The organism is Chitinibacter sp. SCUT-21 (assembly GCA_041874755.1).
In the GTDB taxonomy this organism is placed as follows: Bacteria; Pseudomonadota; Gammaproteobacteria; order Burkholderiales; family Chitinibacteraceae; genus Chitinibacter.
In genome coordinates this window covers 2,847,564-2,866,789 of the sequence record CP102611.1, presented here as the reverse complement: position 1 = coordinate 2,866,789, position 19,226 = coordinate 2,847,564, and the positions used below count along the sequence as shown (strand labels likewise).

The 19,226-nt window shown below is 50.4% G+C and carries 16 protein-coding genes; 5 read left to right on the top strand and 11 right to left on the bottom strand.

The features are described 5' to 3' along the window. Positions 1–95: 95 nt before the first annotated feature. The gene (locus NT239_13345) at positions 96–1,148 is read right to left on the bottom strand and encodes a DUF475 domain-containing protein (protein ID XGA70741.1); all 1,053 of its coding nucleotides are present in this window, start codon (positions 1,146–1,148) and stop codon (positions 96–98) included. 245 nt (positions 1,149–1,393) lie between these two features. Between NT239_13345 and NT239_13340 the strand changes: the two genes are divergently transcribed. Then, a complete protein-coding gene (locus tag NT239_13340) occupies positions 1,394–2,251 on the top strand; it encodes a PIG-L family deacetylase (GenBank protein ID XGA70740.1) in 858 nt (285 codons plus the stop codon). Between the two features lie 144 nt (positions 2,252–2,395). Next, a complete protein-coding gene (locus NT239_13335; protein ID XGA70739.1) occupies positions 2,396–2,572 on the top strand; it encodes a hypothetical protein in 177 nt (58 codons plus the stop codon). On the opposite strand, the gene NT239_13330 is transcribed toward NT239_13335, so the two are convergent. From NT239_13330 to coaD, 5 genes are all read right to left on the bottom strand, one after another. Then, positions 2,569–4,002, bottom strand: a complete 1,434-nt coding sequence (locus tag NT239_13330) for an exonuclease domain-containing protein (GenBank protein XGA70738.1) — start codon at positions 4,000–4,002, stop codon at positions 2,569–2,571. The two genes, NT239_13335 and NT239_13330, sit on opposite strands and share 4 nt — an antisense overlap. A 146-nt stretch (positions 4,003–4,148) precedes the next feature. Next, positions 4,149–5,093 carry a class I SAM-dependent methyltransferase gene (locus NT239_13325; protein ID XGA70737.1) on the bottom strand — a complete coding sequence of 315 codons (945 nt, stop codon included), beginning with the start codon at positions 5,091–5,093 and terminating at the stop codon, positions 4,149–4,151. Between the two features lie 100 nt (positions 5,094–5,193). After that, positions 5,194–5,598 carry a VOC family protein gene (locus tag NT239_13320; GenBank protein ID XGA70736.1) on the bottom strand — a complete coding sequence of 135 codons (405 nt, stop codon included), beginning with the start codon at positions 5,596–5,598 and terminating at the stop codon, positions 5,194–5,196. A 17-nt stretch (positions 5,599–5,615) separates the two neighbouring features. Further along, positions 5,616–6,836 carry a formate-dependent phosphoribosylglycinamide formyltransferase gene (gene purT / locus NT239_13315; protein ID XGA70735.1) on the bottom strand — a complete coding sequence of 407 codons (1,221 nt, stop codon included), beginning with the start codon at positions 6,834–6,836 and terminating at the stop codon, positions 5,616–5,618. Between the two features lie 50 nt (positions 6,837–6,886). Further along, the gene (coaD, locus tag NT239_13310) at positions 6,887–7,387 is read right to left on the bottom strand and encodes a pantetheine-phosphate adenylyltransferase (protein ID XGA72814.1); all 501 of its coding nucleotides are present in this window, start codon (positions 7,385–7,387) and stop codon (positions 6,887–6,889) included. Between the two features lie 97 nt (positions 7,388–7,484). Here coaD and NT239_13305 point away from each other — a divergent pair, with 97 nt between their 5' ends. Continuing rightward, positions 7,485–8,642, top strand: coding sequence for an ABC transporter substrate-binding protein (locus NT239_13305; GenBank protein ID XGA70734.1), 1,158 nt, complete (start codon positions 7,485–7,487; stop codon positions 8,640–8,642). Between the two features lie 110 nt (positions 8,643–8,752). Here the strand turns inward: NT239_13305 and dnaJ are convergent, their stop codons facing one another. The 3 genes from dnaJ to grpE all read right to left on the bottom strand — a co-directional run bounded on the left by dnaJ (position 8,753) and on the right by grpE (position 12,550). Then, entirely contained in the window at positions 8,753–9,877 is a 1,125-nt protein-coding gene (gene dnaJ / locus NT239_13300) for a molecular chaperone DnaJ (protein XGA70733.1), read from the bottom strand. A gap of 71 nt (positions 9,878–9,948) precedes the next feature. Continuing rightward, positions 9,949–11,865, bottom strand: coding sequence for a molecular chaperone DnaK (dnaK, locus tag NT239_13295; protein XGA70732.1), 1,917 nt, complete (start codon positions 11,863–11,865; stop codon positions 9,949–9,951). A 157-nt stretch (positions 11,866–12,022) separates the two neighbouring features. Continuing rightward, complete coding sequence (gene grpE, locus NT239_13290) at positions 12,023–12,550, bottom strand: nucleotide exchange factor GrpE (GenBank protein XGA70731.1); 528 nt, start codon at positions 12,548–12,550, stop codon at positions 12,023–12,025. Between the two features lie 225 nt (positions 12,551–12,775). On the opposite strand from grpE, the gene aceA reads away from it, so the two are divergent. Then, positions 12,776–14,056 (top strand): isocitrate lyase, encoded by a 1,281-nt coding sequence (gene aceA, locus NT239_13285; GenBank protein XGA70730.1) that lies wholly within the window; start codon positions 12,776–12,778, stop codon positions 14,054–14,056. Between the two features lie 103 nt (positions 14,057–14,159). After that, the gene (gene aceB, locus NT239_13280; GenBank protein XGA70729.1) at positions 14,160–15,746 is read left to right on the top strand and encodes a malate synthase A; all 1,587 of its coding nucleotides are present in this window, start codon (positions 14,160–14,162) and stop codon (positions 15,744–15,746) included. Between the two features lie 70 nt (positions 15,747–15,816). On the opposite strand, the gene NT239_13275 is transcribed toward aceB, so the two are convergent. Both NT239_13275 and NT239_13270 read right to left on the bottom strand, forming a co-directional pair. Beyond that, positions 15,817–18,045 (bottom strand): hypothetical protein, encoded by a 2,229-nt coding sequence (locus NT239_13275; GenBank protein XGA70728.1) that lies wholly within the window; start codon positions 18,043–18,045, stop codon positions 15,817–15,819. Positions 18,046–18,071: 26 nt separating this feature from the next. Continuing rightward, positions 18,072–19,208 (bottom strand): PilT/PilU family type 4a pilus ATPase, encoded by a 1,137-nt coding sequence (locus tag NT239_13270; GenBank protein XGA70727.1) that lies wholly within the window; start codon positions 19,206–19,208, stop codon positions 18,072–18,074. Positions 19,209–19,226 lie beyond the last annotated feature (18 nt).

Here is a 19,226-nt window from a genome sequence, read left to right as displayed (position 1 = left end):
AAATAGCGATCCCATGATCGCTATTTTCACCACTCTAAAATAAATATTTCATCAGAACTAAAACAAGGGTATATAGCCCAAAGCTTTATTAAAAATCAGCTCGATGAAGATACCCCACCACTTGGCCGAATAAACCAAGAATGCAGTGCAGAGAGCATAATTAAGAGCGCAGCCACGCCACCGGTAATGACTTCAGGCACATGCATCTGTGCGGCCAGCAGCATTACCGCCGCGAGCGCACCTATCGCCCAAAATGCACCGTGCTCCAGATATTTAAACGCGTTTAGCGTTCCTTTTTCGACCAGCATCAGTGTAAAGCTACGAACAAACATCGCACCAATACCCAGGCCAATCGCAATCAGAAAAATATTTTTCGTCAGCGCAAAGGCCCCCAACACCCCGTCAAACGAAAATGATGCATCGAGGATTTCTAAGTAAATAAAGCCTGCCCACCCCGTTTTCGCCGCAGCACCCTCATCGCCAATCACCTCACCCAGTCCATCGACCACGATAAATACGATCACCCCCCACAAGCCTGCCACTAGGAATCGCTGCGCCGTCGCAATCGGCATACTTGCCGCTAGCAACAGCAAAGTCAGCAAACTGACCAACACGGCGGCCATCTCAATCCGACCCAGTTTGGCCAAAATGTGCTCCAGCGGCGCAAACCAGTGCGTGTCTTTTTCGTAATCGATAAAAAAATTGAGGAAGACCAACAGCAAAAAAGCCCCCCCAAAAGCAGTCACTTCGATATGCGCGGAAGACAAAATCGCCGCATAACGATCTGGTTGAATAATCGCCATCGACAGCACATCATGCGCAGGCCAAATATGCGTATTCAAATACTCCCACAACGCCATCGGCCCCGGCATCGGCGCCATGCCAGCTATTACCGCCACAATAATCAGCGGAAAAATCACCCGCATGCCAAACACTGCAATCAACATACCCCACAATAAAAAACGCCGCCGCCATTTTTCATCCCAATGCTTGAGCACCGATGCATTCACCACCGCGTTATCGAAACTGAGGCTGGTCTCAAGCAAGGCCAAATTAAACGCAATCCACAAACCAGCCCAGCCAGCAAGCAGCCACGCGCCGAATAAACCGCACAGTGTTACAACAAACGAGGAATAAAAATAGCGCATGAAAGTAGGTCGTGTTTTTAGTGATTAAAGCTTCCTGTCACATTCTGCCAGATTTGACGCGTTGCATCAGAACCGCTTTCGGCCAAAAAGCTGAGAATCATCAGAGGAATCCGAACTAAGCCACAAAAGCACTTGGTCGAGCAAGGCGGAGCGCCTATACTCTTGCCTATTCTGCACATGCCTTACGCGACGCAGATTGCGGACCTTAGGGCATCATTTACCCTCACTGTTGGAGCGATCATCGAATGAGCAATCCTTACCTCGCACTCGTACAAGCGCATAACGAGCTATTACAAAAACAAGATGCCCCACTTTTTAGTGATTTAAGCACTTTGGGTAGCGCCGCCAAAACCGTGGCTGCTGATGCACCTGTCGCGATGATTTTCGCTCCTCACCCTGACGATGAATGCATTATCGGCGCACTTCCATTGCGCTTGGGCCGCGAAGCGGGCTTTAACGTAATCAACGTTGCGGTAACGCAAGGCTCAAACGCCAAACGCCAGCCAGAGCGTTGGGTTGAGCTGAAAAACGCCTGCGATTACCTCGGCTGGGGTCTATTGGAAACCATTCCAGGCGGCCTGATGTCAGTAACGACCAAAACGCGCGATAGCGATCCAGCAGCATGGGCCGAGAAAGTGTCCGTGATTGCTAAAATCATCAGCGAACACAAACCGAAAGTGGTGGTTTGCCCGCACAATAATGACTACCACTCAGCGCACATCGGTACACATTACCTCGTGGTCGATGCCTTGAAAGCAGCGAACCACAGCTGCACCATCGTACAAAGTGAATTCTGGCGTCAAATGGAAGCGCCAAATGCACTGATCGCAACCAACGAGCAAGACACCGCTGATTTGATCGCTGCGCTTGCGTGTCACGTGGAAGAAGTACGTCGCAATCCATACCACCTGCGTTTGCCAGGCTGGATGGCGGATAATGTCCGCCGTGGCGCTGAAGTCTGTGGCGGTCAAGGTGCGGCTGCGCCAACGTTCTCGTTTGGTACGATTTACCACATCGGCCAATTTGACGGCAACCAACTCGTGCCAACCGATAAGAAATTCACGCTGAGCGAGAGCGATGATATTCAAGCGATTTTTGCTTAATTGATTGCTCAACGCCAAAAAGCCAAGCAATTCGCTTGGCTTTTTTATTACCCATAACCGATCATCAGCTTACTAAATATTTAACAATATATTTCCAATAAAGAAATATAGAATTGAGACTGATTCTTCCTTAGGGGAAACCCGATGCTAGAAAAAATCAGTTTTGTGATTATTGTGCTCACAGCAGGGATGACGTTAGCGATGTTCGACGTCAAGCCGCCGATGACAAAATCCACCTTCAGCAGCCCAACCGTCATGTGCTGGCCCGACGAAGCCCCACATACCTGCTGGCGCCGAGCTGAACATCGCTTAGGGAATTAAGCTTTAAGGATGCTGATGTGCTGGGCCTTTTTAATTTCTGAGCGTATCAGTTTCGCCATATCCAAATCATAATCAGGGTATGGCGCTGCAAGCACCTCTGCTAGTTCACTCTGATCACGTACCTCACCCAAGTATACCCACTGATCGATCACATGCATCACCTGCGCCCACTCCGGCCCTTCGGTAATGCCGATCGGCCCTGTGTACGGCCACTCAGCGAGTTTGTGTTTAGATAAAGCCGATAACAATCGCGCATGGTGCATGCTGACGGGTTCACGCCCTACGCAAGCACCGTGGCATTCGCCTTGCGCAAACGCCGCGCATGCGCCAGCGTGAGCGCTTTTCTTTGGTTTTTCGAGGCCCAACGTCACGCGGCACAAGCCCTGCCCTTTGATAATCCGATTAAGCACATTTTGCGCTTCACGCGCGCCGCGAAACGGGCCAAATAAGTCACCCTTTGCTTGCGGCATATCAGATAGCGGTAGCAGTCTAATTTGCAGGGCTTGTTCGCTCGCGCCGAGTTCAGGCAAAACCACTTCCCACACGCTTTGCGTCTGATCGACCTTGCCACGCACCGATGGATTAAAGCGTGGGCGTAATTGGCTCAGCAAACGACGTTCGAGCAAGGCCGAGCCTAAATCACCCGAGGTTTCGATCCAATCAATCCGGCGCAGCGCAGCGGACAAATGCGCCGCTTGCCCATCTCCCGCTTTTTTGCCGAAGTGCTGCAACACGCGGCGGCGCAAATTGCTATTGCTGCCGACAAACAGCGCCTCGTCCCGCTCGCCATAAAATATATACACGCCAGCGGTATCGGGCAGATCGTCGATCACGCGCTCATCAATTTGCGGCGGCAACGCTGGTGGGCGAATCAATTCGTCAATCGCCGCCTGTACGCGTTCCGCGCCAAGATCTTTCACAGCTGCGTTTAAAAATTGATAAATCAGCTCAGCGTCGGTCAGCGCACGATGGCGCTCACCGTGATATTCCAGCCCATGGCGCGCGATCAGCGCATCCAAGCTGTGTTTGAATTCATCGGGGTAGAGCTTGCGCGACAATTGCACCGTGCACAGTACTTTGGCACGAAACGTCATGCCTAGGCGCTTAAATTCATTGCGCAAAAAGGTGTAATCAAAGCGCGCATTGTGCGCAACAAAGATGCGATCATCCAGCTTGGCGAGCACTTCATCAGCAAGATCCGCAAACGTTGGCGCATTGGCCACCATTGCGTCATCAATCCCCGTTAGCTCCTGAATAAACGGGGGTATTGCCTGACAAGGATTAACCAAAGCGCTCCAGCTAGCAATACCCTCATCAACTTGGTTGATATGCACCAAGCCGATTTCAGTAATTCGATCGCTCGCGGGCTTCGCGCCGGTGGTTTCCAGATCGAGCAGCACCAGCGGCGCGGGGTAAAAGGGATAACTCATCGACGACATCATCAAAAATATAAGTGCGAGTTTAACGAGAGCGAGCGTCAGCGCTGTGCGGCTGGAACGCAGAAACCGGAATGTACTTACCGTACATGAGGATTTCGAGTACCACCTAAACAGCGATCACGGGATGCGCAGCCTTGTTAAATCGCTCGTTTGGTGAAACGGAAACACTGATGAATCCGCTTATTGCGGAAGTCTTCCGGCACCGATTGCGCGGTCAGGTTTTCGCACTGGCCGACAAACATCGGATCAAGCTCAAAGCTGCGCAAATTATTTGAGAAATACAGCACGCCACCGGGTGCGAGCATACTCATACACGATTCGATCAAGTAAGCATGATCGCGCTGCACATCGAGTACGCCGAGCATTTTTTTCGAATTGGAAAAGCTTGGCGGGTCCATCACAATCAAATCGTATTTTTGCGGGCTGCACGTTGCTTCGCGCAAAAACTCAAACACATCGGCACGAACGCGCTGATGCTTGGCTGGATCCATGCCGTTCAGCGCAAAATTGCGGCCCGCCCATTCCAGATAGGTATTCGATAAATCGACCGTCAGCGTGCTCGCCGCGCCACCCGCCGCAGCGTACACACTGAACGCACCGGTATAGCTAAATAAATTCAGAAAACGCTTACCAGCGGCCTCGCCCATCACGCGTTTGCGCGTGTTGCGGTGATCGAGAAACAGGCCGGTGTCGAGGTAAGCGTCGAGGTTAACTTCGAATTTGAGACCGTTTTCTTCGACGACAAAAAACTCGCCCGACTCTTCGTTTTTCTCGTACTGCGTCAGGCCTTTCATCCGTTTGCGGATTTTCAGCGACACGTGTTCGATCGGCAAACCCAGCACTTCGGCCGTTGCCGCATGCACTTCGTCGATCCACGCCGAGTAGTCTTCATCCGACTCAACCCAACCAGTATCGAACTCTTGCAAATGCACGCGATCAGCGTAGACATCAACAATCATCGGGTATTCGGGCACATCTCTATCGTAAATGCGATAGCACTGCAAACCCTGACGACGAGCCCATTTGCCCCAGTGACGGGCGTTTTTGGCAAGACGATTGCGATAGCTAGATAAATCGGACATGTGGCGCACTACTTCAAAAAGCAAAGACCGCAGTGTATCAAACCCTGCGGTCTTCGCTGTGTGCTTTTGCTACAAAATGCGCGATTTAACTTGCCAGCGGTCAATTGAGCGCGAGTAAATCGCGCGCGCTCGCATAGTCATACGTGGTGATTTCATAACGATTGCCATCAGGATCAGCAAAATACAATGACAGCGATACTTGATGATCTTGTAAATCAACGCTGACTTCATGGCGCTGCAAATGCGCGCGCCAGTCGCCAAAAGCTTGCGCGCCGACGCGAAAAGCAACAGTTGGCCCAGCGCTGGCGTTTGCTTTTTGAAATAGTGCTAAATGCACTGAGCCACTGGCGTTTTGCAACGTTAAAGGCCCACCATCGACAGCCCAAAATTCGAGCTCAGCACTCCGCGTGAAACCTAAGACTTGTTGATACCAAGCTTCAGCGCGGATTCGATCTGCAACATAAATGTGCACATGATCAAAGGCATCAAGTACCGGCAAGCTCATCTTATTTACTTCTCTCGCTATTCATTTTCGACGATAACCGGCTGCACCAAGCCCGCCGCCAATTTAGCGCGATCGCGCGCCACATCGGTGTCGTGCCCAGCAGCCAAAGCCACGCCCATGCGGCGGCGCTCAAAAGCTTCTGGCTTACCGAATAGGCGTAAATCGCTGCGCGGCACGGCCAAGGCGGCAGCGACACCGTCAAAGGCGATGCCCGCTTCTTCGACACCACCATAAATCACCGCGCTGGCCGCAGGCTCGCGTTGGCTGACATCAACCGGCAAGCCCAAGATCGCGCGCGCGTGCAGTTCGAATTCTGAGAAATACTGGCTCATCAAGGTCACCAAGCCGGTATCGTGCGGGCGTGGGCTCACTTCGGAGAACCACACGTCGTCGCCTTTGACAAACAACTCAACGCCAAACAGGCCACGACCACCTAAAGCACCAGTGACTTTGGCGGCAATTTCTTGCGCACGCGCCAGCGCTTTCGGGTTCATGCGTTGCGGTTGCCAGCTCTCAACATAATCGCCTTTCACTTGCAAATGGCCCACCGGCGCGCAGAACGAGGTTTTAATATCGCCATCTTCGCCAAGCGAGCGCACCGTAAGCAACGTAATTTCGTATTCAAAATCAACAAAACCTTCAACAATCACACGGCCATGATCAACTCGGCTACCGGCTGCGGCATAGTTCCACGCGGCCTCAACATCGGCATCCGATTTAAGAAAGGACTGGCCCTTACCCGACGAAGACATCACCGGTTTAACAAGGCACGGAAAGCCAATTTCGGCCGTTGCCGCTTGTAATTCGGCCAAAGAGTTGGCAAAGCGGTAGCTTGAGGTAGGTACGCCCAGCTCTTCTGCTGCCAAACGACGAATGCCTTCGCGATTCATCGTCAATTGCGTCGCACGGGCGGTTGGGATTACGGTTGCAAGACCATCGGCCTCGATACGCACTAACTCATCAGTAGCGATGGCTTCGATTTCGGGCACGATAAAATGCGGGCGCTCTAATTCAACCAAAGCGCGCAAGGCTTGCGCATCGCTCATATCAATCACATGGCTGCGGTGCGAGACCTGCATGCCTGGCGCGTTGTCATAGCGATCAACACCGATCACTTCAACGCCCAAGCGTTGCAACGCGATGATGACTTCTTTTCCCAATTCGCCGCATCCGAGCAGCATCACTTTCACAGCAGATTGACTTAATGGCGTACCAATTCTCACGACAATTCCTTCCATTTCAGCATGTCACGCAACAGCGAACTCAATTTTTCTTACAAAAAGTGGTGTTATTTAGCGACAGTTTTATATCCATGCAGTAAGCGCATAAAGACTGGATCGGGCACATATTGCTTCACCACGCCTTCCCAGCCTTGCGGGCCAACCAAACCTTTGACCATCGTCGAGCTGATTTCGGCAATCTCGCGCGGTGGCATTAAAAAGATAGTATCGATGTGCGGTGCTAGGTCAGCATTGACGTAGCGCATTTTTCGCTCGAACTCGTAGTCAGCAGCTTCCCTAATACCGCGCAAGATAAATTGCGCACCTTGCTCACGGGCATAGTCGACTAAGAAGCGGTTTTGAAAGACTTCTACGCGCAAATTAGGCCAAAGGCTGGTTGTTTCACGCAGCATGGCCACGCGTTCTTCCAGGCTAAAGGTGTATTTTTTGTCTGGATTTTCACCAATGGCGACAATCATTTCGTCAAATATCTGTACGCCATGTTCGATCATCCATAGATGACCTTTGGTCACTGGGTCAAAACTACCTGCGTAAACGCCACGCCGCATACCATTTTCTCCGCCAAATTCAGCGAACACTATACCACCAGCCCACATTAATTTAAGATGAGACGCATCAATTCACATGCAAAGGGGAGAGTGCATCGTGTTCAAAAAACTCGTCATCGCGGTTAGCTTGGGCTTAGCTTCACAGGCTTACGCGGATATCACCATCGGCCAATCTGTGCCCACCACAGGAATTGGCGCGGTGACCGGCAAAGCAATGGCTTTGGGTGCCTCGATTTATTTTAATCAGGTCAACAGCCGGGGTGGCGTCAATGGTGAGTTAATCAACCATGTAGTACGTGACGATGCAGGCGATCCGCAACGCACAGTAAAAAATGCCCAAGATTTGATCGAGAAAGAAAACGCCACCGCCTTGATCTCGTTTTATGGCACCGATAACTTAGCGGCGCTAACCAAGTCAAAAGTACTCGATACCAACACCACTCCCCTGATTGGGATTCATACCGGCGCTGATGCGGTGCGTAACGCGGCGAGCCCTTATGTTTTCCATACGCGTGCAAGCTACTCGCTTGAAGCCGAACGGATCGTGAAGCTACTCAACGAAAACTTGGGTGTTAGCAAGTTTGGTGTTGTGGCACAAAAAGATGGTTTTGGCGAATCCGGCGTAGCGGCACTGAAAGCAGCTCTGGCCAAACGTCAACTCAGCCTCACTGCTGAAGCTTGGTACGATGCCAAATCAGGCGATAGCAGCAAAGCGGCAAAAGAATTAGCCAAGAAAAATCCAGAAGCCGTCATTTTGGTCGCACAAACCGGCCCGGCCGCAATTTTTGTGCAGGAATACAAAAATAGCGGCGGCACCTCGCAATTGTATTCCCTCTCTTCAGTGCAGTTTGAAGAAGTGAGCAAACAGATCGGGAAGCGCACAGCGCATGGTTTGGGCATTAGCCAAGTGATTCCCTACCCATACAATACGCGGACACGCTTAGTGCAGGAATTCCAAGACGACGTTTATGCCGAGCTAGGCTCAGGTTCATCAGGTAAAACCGAATCTCTGGCCGCGATTGCGAAGTACCCAAGCTACGCAATGCTTGAAGGTTATATCGCAGCGAGAATTGTGGTTGAAGGCCTTAAACGTGCCGGCAAAGCCCCTTCTCGTGCGGCCTTGTATACCGCATTAAGCACCTTGGGCCGTTATGACCTTGGCGGTTTTGTCGTTGATTACAACGCAACAAAACGCAGCGGTTCAACCTTTGGTGAATTGACGATGATTTCACCGACCGGTGCACTTACTCGTTAACGCGGGATTGAATTGCTCCATGCAATAAAAAAGGCCATTCGAATGAATGGCCTTTTTCTTAGGTATCACCCGCCAAGCCAAACTGTAATTAGCCTAGCGAGCAATACCCATTAGCTAGCAAAGAATTCTTTTACTTTATCCATAAATGATTTGGCACGTGGATTGTGTTTATCCGAATCACCTTGGCTAATTTCTTCAAATTCTTTCAATAGCTCTTTCTGACGACCTGTCAGCTTCACTGGCGTTTCAACGACCACGTGGCACATTAAGTCACCGGTAATCGCGCTGCGTACGCCCTTGATGCCTTTGCTGCGCAAGCGGAACACTTGGCCGGTTTGTGTCTCAGGCGGAATCGTAATGCGCGCCTTGCCCGACAGCGTTGGGATTTCAATCTCGCCACCCAAGGCCGCCACGGTAAAGCTGATCGGCATTTCGCAATGCAGATCGTTACCTTCACGCTCAAACACCGCATGTTTCTTAATGTGCGTTACGACGTACAGATCGCCCGGAGGGCCACCGTTGACGCCTGGTTCGCCTTCACCGCTGAGGCGAATACGATCGCCTTCATCCACACCAGCAGGAATCTTCACCGCCAGTGTTTTGTGCGTTGAAACTCGGCCTGTACCACTACATTTGCGACATGGATCTGGGATGTATTTGCCCGAACCATGACACGTTGGACACGTTTGCTGAATACTGAAGAAGCCTTGCGCGACGCGAACTTGGCCGTGGCCATTACACGTGTGACAGGTTTTGGCTTCGGTGCCGGGTTTTGCACCAGTACCGTGGCAGCTATCACATTCCTCATGCGATGGAATCTTGATTTGCTTTTCAACGCCACGCGCCGCTTCTTCCAGCGTGATTTCCATGTTGTAACGCAAATCAGCGCCACGGTAGACATTGCTGCGACCGCCACGACCACCGCCGCCACCGAAGATGTCGCCAAAGATGTCGGCAAAATCACCAAAGCCGCCGCCACCAAAGCCACCGCCGCCCATGCCGGCCTGTGGATCAACGCCAGCATGACCATACTGATCATACGCAGCACGTTTTTGGCCATCCGACAAAATCTCGTAGGCTTCTTTCGCTTCTTTGAATTTTTCTTCAGCATCTTTCGCATCCGGATTGCGGTCCGGATGGTACTTCATCGCTAGCTTGCGATATGCTTTTTTGATTTCTTCATCCGAAGCGTCGCGATTAACGCCCAGAATGTCGTAAAAATCTTTCTTTGCCATGATGCTTTTCCATGAGACAAAAAGGCACAGCCGCCCGCAATGCAAGCGCTGTGCCTAATGGTTATGCCAAATTACTTGTCTTTCACTTCGGTAAATTCAGCATCAACTACGTTGCCGTCATCCTTAGCTTCGCTACCAGCTGCTTGTGCGCCAGCTTCTGGTTGCGCCTGCTCAGCGTACATTTTCTCAGCAACTTTGTGGCTGGCTTTCATCAGCGCTTCAGTTTTCGCTTCGATCGCTTCTTTGTCGTCGCCTTTCACTACGCCTTCAAGTTCAGCGATAGCCGCTTCGATTTCCACTTTCTCATCGGCCGTTACTTTGTCGCCCGCGTCAGTCAACATTTTCTTCACTTGGTGGATCATCGCTTCGCCTGAGTTGCGAGCTGTTACCAATTCGTGCAGTTTTTTGTCTTCTTCCGCGTTCAATTCCGCGTCGCGTACCATGGCTTCGATTTCAGCTTCAGACAAACCTGAAGAAGCTTGGATCGTAATTTTCGCTTCTTTGCCTGATGCTTTATCTTTCGCGCCAACGTGCAAGATACCGTTTGCGTCGATGTCGAACGTCACTTCAATTTGTGGCACGCCACGTGGAGCTGGTGGAATATCGCCCAAGTTAAACTGACCCAGCGATTTATTCGCCGACGCTTTTTCACGCTCACCTTGCAGTACGTGGATCGTTACCGCGCTTTGGTTGTCGTCCGCAGTAGAGAACGTTTGTGACGCTTTCGTTGGGATCGTCGTGTTTTTTTGGATCAGCTTAGTCATCACGCCGCCCAGAGTTTCGATACCCAAAGACAATGGCGTTACGTCGAGCAGCAAGATGTCTTTACGATCGCCGCCCAATACCGAACCTTGCAATGCCGCGCCAACCGCAACCGCTTCGTCTGGATTCACGTCACGACGTGGATCTTTACCGAAGAAGTCTTTTACTGCGTCCATCACTTTTGGCATACGAGTCTGACCGCCGACCAAGATCACGTCGTCGATGTCAGACGCTTTCAGGCCCGCGTCTTTCAATGCAATCTTGCATGGCTCGATAGAGCGAGTGATCAAATCGTCCACCAAAGACTCGAATTTGGCGCGAGTAATCTTCATTACCAAGTGTTTAGGACCGGTTGCGTCCATTGTCACGTATGGCAAGTTGATTTCGGTTTGCGCGCTAGATGACAATTCGATCTTCGCTTTCTCAGCCGCTTCTTTCAGGCGTTGCAGCGCCATTACGTCGTTTTTCAGATCAATGCCTTGCTCTTTCTTGAACTCAGCAATGATGTAGTCCATCAGACGTTGGTCGAAGTCTTCACCACCGAGGAACGTGTCACCGTTGGTAGCCAATACTTCAAATGCAGTCGAGCCATCAACGTCAGCGATGTCAATGATCGAAATATCGAAAGTACCGCCACCCAAGTCGTAAACGGCGATTTTACGGTCGCCCTTCGCTACTTTGTCCATACCGAACGCCATCGCCGCAGCCGTTGGCTCGTTGATGATACGTTTTACGTCCAGACCCGCGATACGGCCAGCGTCTTTAGTTGCTTGGCGTTGGCTATCGTTAAAGTACGCAGGAACAGTAATCACTGCTTCAGTTACTTCTTCACCGAGGTAGTCTTCGGCGGTTTTTTTCATTTTGCGCAGGATCTCGGCAGAAATTTGCGGTGGCGCCATTTTTTTGTCGCGCACAGAAACCCAAGCGTCGCCGTTATCAGCTTGTACGATGCTAAATGGCATTGAATCGATGTCTTTCTTCACTTCTTTGTCTTCGAAGCGGCGACCGATCAAGCGCTTAACAGCGTACAAAGTATTTTTTGGGTTAGTTACCGCCTGACGTTTTGCAGGCGCGCCAACCAGAATCTCACCATCTTCTTGGTAAGCGATGATCGAAGGCGTAGTACGCGCGCCTTCTGAATTTTCAATTACTTTAGGTTGACCATTTTCGATCACAGCCACACAGCTATTGGTTGTACCCAAGTCAATACCGATAATTTTACCCATTTTTTTCTTCCTTCATCTCTAGTGCCAGCCACCTTGATTGTTCAAATTTTTAAGGCGGCCTTGTTTAATTAACCATGTCCACTAAGTGGGGATACACATTTTGATTTCAAGAGCCGATTAGCAAGTCTTTTCACTCAAGCGCTTGAATTCATACTGCTTATTTGGCTGCTGCCACCACAACCATGGCTGGGCGGATAGTGCGACCAGATAATTCATAACCTTTTTGCATCACTTGCACGACGGTATTAGCTTCTTCGTCGCTCGGCACAGTTGAAATAGCCTGATGTTTGTTCGGGTCGAGCTTTTCGCCCACAGGGTTGATTTCGCGTAATTCGAATTTTTCAAACACGTTAATCAATTGCTTCGCGGTCAAATCCACGCCCATTTTCAGGCCTTCAAAATTGCCAGATTGATCGAGCAGCGCCATGTCCATCGCGTCTTTGACTGAAATGATTTCACGCGCGAATTTTTCAACGGCAAATTTGCGCGTTTTTTCATTTTCTTCCGCTGCACGGCGGCGTGCGTTTTCAGCTTCTGCACGCACGTACAAAATGTCTTGGCGCGCTTTTTCTAAATCAGCCAAAGCTTGGTTCAATAATTCTTCTGTGCTTGGCGCTTGCGCTTCTTGCTGCTCAACTGGAGCGGCAACTTCTTCTTGAATTTCTGGGTTTACTTCTTGATTCATGATGTTCTCCAACAGCGAATGACGGCTAGATTGGGATAAGCCACACCATTTCAAGGGCTTTTCATCGCAAAAAACGCACTCGCTAAGTAATTGCCCCAATATGTAGTCATTTTTTTTCGACTACAATTCATTGTGCATCGCAATATTTGTTGCATTGCAAAATTTTCCTGCTTCAATAAAAACAGCCTTTGAACTGCCGCTTTGAGAGACCACAGGGAGTACACCATGAGCACAGCAACCGAACGAATCGCCGCACTTGAATTAGATTGGAAAACCAACCCACGTTGGGCCGGCATCAAACGCCCCTACTCCGCCGCGGATGTGGAACGTTTGCGTGGCAATTTATTGCAGGAATACACGATTGCCCGTCACGGTGCGAATAAGCTGTGGAAGCTGATGCATGAGCAATCCTACGTGCATGCACTTGGCGCTCTGACTGGTAATCAGGCAATGCAACAAGTCAAAGCCGGCCTCAAAGCGATTTATCTCTCTGGCTGGCAAGTTGCAGCCGATGCTAATTTGGCGGGTGAAATGTACCCTGATCAATCGCTCTACCCTGCCAATTCGGTACCGCAAGTCGTGCGCCGTATCAATAACACGCTCGCGCGTGCAGATCAGATTCATCACGCCGAAGGCGACGACAGTATTGATTGGTTTGCACCGATTGTCGCCGATGCCGAAGCGGGTTTTGGCGGTGTTTTGAATGCGTTTGAATTAATGAAGGCAATGATTGAAGCAGGCGCTGCTGGCGTGCACTTTGAAGATCAACTCGCCTCAGTCAAGAAATGCGGCCACATGGGAGGTAAAGTGTTGGTTCCGACACGCGAAGCCGTCGAAAAACTGGTCGCTGCCCGTTTGGCTGCGGACGTCATGGGCGTGCCGACCATTATCGTAGCGCGCACTGACGCGGAAGCTGCCGATTTGCTGACCAGCGACGTTGACGACAACGACAAACCATTCTGCACTGGCGAGCGCACCGTTGAAGGCTTTTACAAGACGTATCCGGGCCTAGAGCAAGCCATCTCTCGCGGTCTGGCCTATGCCCCCTATGCTGACTTGGTGTGGTGTGAAACCGGCAAGCCAGACCTAGAATACGCGCGCAAATTTGCACAGGCCATCCACGCTAAATTCCCGGGCAAAATGTTGGCGTACAACTGCTCACCATCGTTTAACTGGAAAAAAAATCTCGACGACGCGACGATTGCCAAATTCCAGAAAGAGCTGGGCGCGCTCGGTTATAAATTCCAGTTCATCACCTTGGCGGGTTTCCATGCACTGAACTACGGTATGTTCAATTTGGCACACGGCTATGCACGCGAGGGCATGACAGCCTTTGTGCAATTGCAACAAGCCGAATTTGCCGCCGCCGATCGCGGTTTCACGGCGGTGAAACACCAGCGCGAAGTGGGTACGGGTTACTTTGACCAAGTCACCCAGGTGATTCAGCAAGGCCAATCGTCGACCACGGCGCTGAAAGGCTCGACTGAAACTGAACAATTTCACTAAGCACAAGGGCGGAAAGTCTGGCGATGGCTGGCTTTCCGCTTTTTCCTTGCGAACCCTGCTCAGCCCATACACGGCTGCTCACCAGCCAAGGGAGTAAATCATTATGTCGACCACATTGGCGGGTATCCGCATCAAAGGCAATATCAGCAATGAGTTCAGCAAGATACTCACCCCTGACGCCCTAGCATTTCTGACCGAACTTCACCGCCTGTTTGAACCACGCCGCCGCGAGCTGATGGCGGCGCGCTTAGCGCGACAAGTATTACTTGATCAAGGCGTTAAACCCGACTTTTTGCCGAATACGGCACACATTCGCCATGGCGAATGGAAAATCAGCCCGCTTCCTGAAGATTTGCAAGACCGCCGCGTTGAAATCACCGGCCCTGTCGAGCGCAAAATGATGATTAACGCGCTCAATTCCGGCGCGAAATCATTTATGGCCGATTTTGAAGACTCGAATACGCCGACATGGGAAAACCAAATCGAAGGCCAAATCAATGTTTATGACGCGTATCGGCGCACGATTAGCTACACCAGCCCCGAAGGTAAGGAATATAAGCTCAACCCAGAAATTGCGACCTTGCTAACACGCCCCCGTGGCTGGCATTTGATGGAAAAACACGTCGAGGTCGACGGCGAAATCATGTCAGGCTCCTTATTCGATTTTGGCCTCGTCGTTTTTCACAATCTGCAATATCGCCTCAGCATTGGCAGCGCTTGTTATTTCTATTTGCCCAAAATGGAATCGCATCTGGAAGCGCGCTTGTGGAACGATGTGTTCACTTGGGCCGAAGCGAAATTGAAAGCGCCGCATGGTTGCATTAAGGGCACGGTGCTAATCGAAACGATTTTGGCCGCGTTTGAAATGGACGAAATTCTGTACGAATTGCGTGAGCATTCGGCAGGACTCAACGCCGGTCGTTGGGATTATATTTTTAGCTGCATTAAAAAATTTCGCAGCAACGCCGATTTTTGCCTCGCCGATCGCGGCAAAATCACGATGACCGTACCGTTTATGCGCGCGTATTCCTTGCTGTTGCTAAAAACCTGCCACCAGCGCGGCGCACCCGCGATGGGGGGCATGTCGGCGTATATTCCAGTCAAATCCGATCCCGAGGCGAATGAGCGCGCGATGGCGCAAGTGAAAGCGGATAAAGAGCGTGATGCGGGCGATGGCTACGATGGCGGCTGGGTAGCACACCCCGGACTAGTATCAATCGCCAAGGAAGCATGGGATAAGGTTCTAGGAAAATACCCCAATCAAATTCATAAGCAGCGACTCGATGTAACGGTCAACGCGGCCGATTTACTGAATTTTCAGCCTGAAACACCGATTACTGAAACCGGAGTACGCAACAATATCTCGGTCGGGGTGCAGTATTTGGCGTCATGGTTGACGGGCATGGGCTGCGTACCGATTCATAATTTAATGGAAGACGCAGCCACAGCCGAAATTAGCCGCTCGCAAATCTGGCAATGGATACGCTCGAGCAAAGGCGTACTGGAAGATGGTCGCAAAGTCACTCGAGAGTTGTTCGAGCTTTTATTGCGAGAAGAGGTGGATAAACTGGAGCAACAAGGACGCTATAGCGCCACGCTGAAAGAAGCAGCCAAAATGTTCGAGCAAATCACCACTAGTGATGAGTTTGTTGACTTCCTCACCCTGCCCGGCTATACACGCTTGGCTTAAATCTAAGTTCTTATTGCATAAAAAAGCCGCTGCTCACACCGCTGCGGCTTTTTTATGGCATCAAGCTATATTAACCATGCCCAAAAGTGCCCAACATTTTATCAAGCCATTTTGATGCAGTGAGTCGCTGTGGCATTGTTCCTTTGTACAGCATTTCCTCTAAAAGCTTAAAAGCTTCCTTTCGTTGACCATGTTCAATGAGCTGAGCGATCTCCTGCAAAGCGGGGTCATCTGATTTAAACAGCGGAGCTGATTTTGCTTCTTTGCTTGCGGTTTGATGAGCCTCAATTGGCTTGATTTCCACTGGATCAAACACTTGAATATCATCAATTTGAATCGAAAAAGGCGACACATTTGCATCAAGAGCTTGTAACTCTATTGCTTCATTTTCCACCAACTCATGATCCACGCGCTGATCCGCTGAGCTATGGTAAATCAAGCCATTGTCGTTTTTAATTGCGAGAATTTCAGGTGCATTATCTTGCAAGCTCAGCGAATTGTGTATTGCCACCTCTTCCCTAGCTTCAATCAATTGATCCGGCACATCCAAACCAGCATCGACATGCAAGGCAGTCGCAAATGCCAAATCATCGGCATTACCTACAAATTTAGGCTCGTCCACTGTAGGCTCGTCCACTGCGGTACTTTCGGCACTCAACTCTAGCGACTGATACAGTGGGTTAGCGGGGTCGACGGTTAAACCCAGTTCTTGCACATTTTTCCAGAGGGCATCACTGGCAAACTGTAAACGAAATGCCACAGCCTTTTCTTGAAACGCTTCAGGCATCGCATTACGCTGAAATATCTCAAATAATTTCATCCAAAGAGCCAAGGCCGCTGGCATCTGTGCAATTTCATGATTCAATAAATTAATCGCCTGCGGCACCAAGCCATGATCTAGCAATAATTGGGCTTCTTCTGCCACATTGCTCGGTGAAACAACATCCATATCATCGGCATCAATATTGCGCCAATCATCAGCATGGTCACGGTGAATTGGCGTTCCAATTTCTTCACCATTGAGCCCCCCTAATGTTAGCCCGCGGCTACGTAAGCTGGTTTCCCCCCCGCTAGGGCTCGGAGAATGTAAATAGCTGGTGGACGGTGAAATCGAGGTATAGAAATCATCTCGCGCCGTAATATGCTGCATGCGACGACGCCATAGCCAAAAGCCGAAAGGCAATAACAACAAAGCAATCAGCGGCGAGAAATACCACCAAGAATTTGCTTTATCGGTATTTTCCTGCCGCTCTGCCAATTGACCAGTTTGCGATTGGAAGCTCGCCAGTTTTTTCTCCAACTCGGTGATTTGATATTTGAGTTGCAGCATTTGTGCGGCTTGATCATCTGATTCAAGCGATAATAAACGCTCGCGTAATTGCAATGTTTGCTCGGGCGTTAGCGTGTTTTTTCGATCAGTATCTAAATTTGCCTCCGAGAGTCGCAACCGAAACTCACCAGAGGCATTTTCTGTCGTGGCAGGTAGATTAGATTGCGCCTGAGCATTACCACTCAAAGAATCACTGCCTAAAGTTAGCCTTGGTAAAGCCTCAAGCGATTGCGGCGCTGCGGGTAAGTTTTCCAAGCGCGGCGCGGCAGCTAATGACGAGCGCCCTGCTTTCGGTGTTGGCACGGGCAATAAAATGCGCCAATCTCCATCTAAACGGGCATTGGTATTTTGGGGCAAATCGGGGTTGATATCGTAAATGGCCTCGACTAAAGCTTGCTGTTTCGCTTTATCGCCGGGGTAATAACTCGCCGCGATTTTAGCCACCGAATCCCCATCTTCCGTCAACCAAGCGGTCCCCATCGCGGGTAGCTTGCGTCGAGAACGTGAGCTGCTATCGCTTGAGCGTGCGCTTGGAACACTCGGGGCGGCGATATTGGGACGATACTCGGGAGGATCGAGCAAGATTCGATAATCCCGCTGAAATACCCGCTCCTCTTCACCTGGGCATTTGACACGAATGCCTAGGGTTAAGACAGGCTCACTTTGCGCTTCCTCCCCCTTAACCAGCAGTCGCCCTCCACCTACCTCATACTGATAGGTCAGTCTAGCGCGGCGTAAAATGCCTGCCGCATTTTCATCTTGCGGGGAAACAATGCGAAAGCAATTGGCATTGAGATCTTCATCCTCAGCCGCAGCCACCGTAATCGACGCATTAAATCGCTCACCCAGCGCAGATCGCACCTGAATTTCCCCAAGCATGGCCGCCTGAGAAAAGCCGATACAACCTGCACTGATTAAGGCAAGAGAAATTAATCGAAGTTCGAATACTTTCACAAAGTTTGTTTTCATAAACTCATCTGATCTTGCGATATCGCCTAGACGATATCCAAGTGGTCTAAGCCAGCTAAAACATCGCGCTGTTTTGCGTCTGAGCTATTGAGCTTAATCTGCAAACGCAGATCGTTGACCGAGTCTGCATTTCGCAGCGCATCTTCATATGAAATCCGGTCTTGCTCAAACAAATCGAACAGTGACTGATCGAAAGTCTGCATGCCCAATTCACGAGATTTTTTCATAATCTCTTTGATTTCATGCACTTCGCCTTTGAAAATCAACTCAGAAATCAATGGTGAATTCAGCATCACCTCAACCGCAGCAACGCGACCTTTGCCTGACAAATGCGGCACCAAGCGCTGAGAAACAAAGGCTTTTAAGTTCAAGGACAAATCCATCAACAATTGTTGCCGGCGCTCTTCGGGGAAGAAGTTAATAATCCGATCGAGTGCCTGATTGGACGAGTTGGCATGCAAGGTTGCCATACATAGGTGGCCGGTCTCAGCAAATGCAATCGCGTAATCCATCGTTTCTCGGTCGCGAATCTCACCGATCAAAATCACATCGGGCGCCTGACGCAGCGTGTTTTTCAGTGCCGCCATCCACGAGTCGGTATCAACGCCAACTTCGCGCTGGGTAATGATCGAGTTTTTATGCTCGTGAACATACTCGATAGGGTCTTCAATCGTGATGATATGGTCGTACGCATTTTCATTACGATGGCCAATCATCGCCGCGAGCGAAGTTGATTTACCCGAGCCTGTTCCACCAACGAAAATCACCAGACCACGTTTGGTCATCGCAATGTCTTCCAACACCGGCGGCAGATTTAACTCAGACAACTTTGGAATTTCGGAATTAATCGTCCGCAGCACCATGCCTACACGGCCTTGCTGCATAAACGCATTCACGCGAAAACGCCCCATACTGCCCGGGCTAATCGCAAAATTACATTCTTTATTTGCTTCAAAATCTTCGGCTTGGCGATCGTTCATAATCGCCCGCGCCAGCTCTTTGGTATGCTGCGCAGTTAATAGCTGATTCGATACTGGCGTTACTCGACCATCGATTTTCATCGCTGGCGGAAAATCAACCGTAATAAATAAATCGGACGCATTTTTACTGCGCATATGGCGCAGTAAATCATGCATAAACTTGGCGGCTTGTTCTTTTTCCATTTTGACTCCTCCGACTCG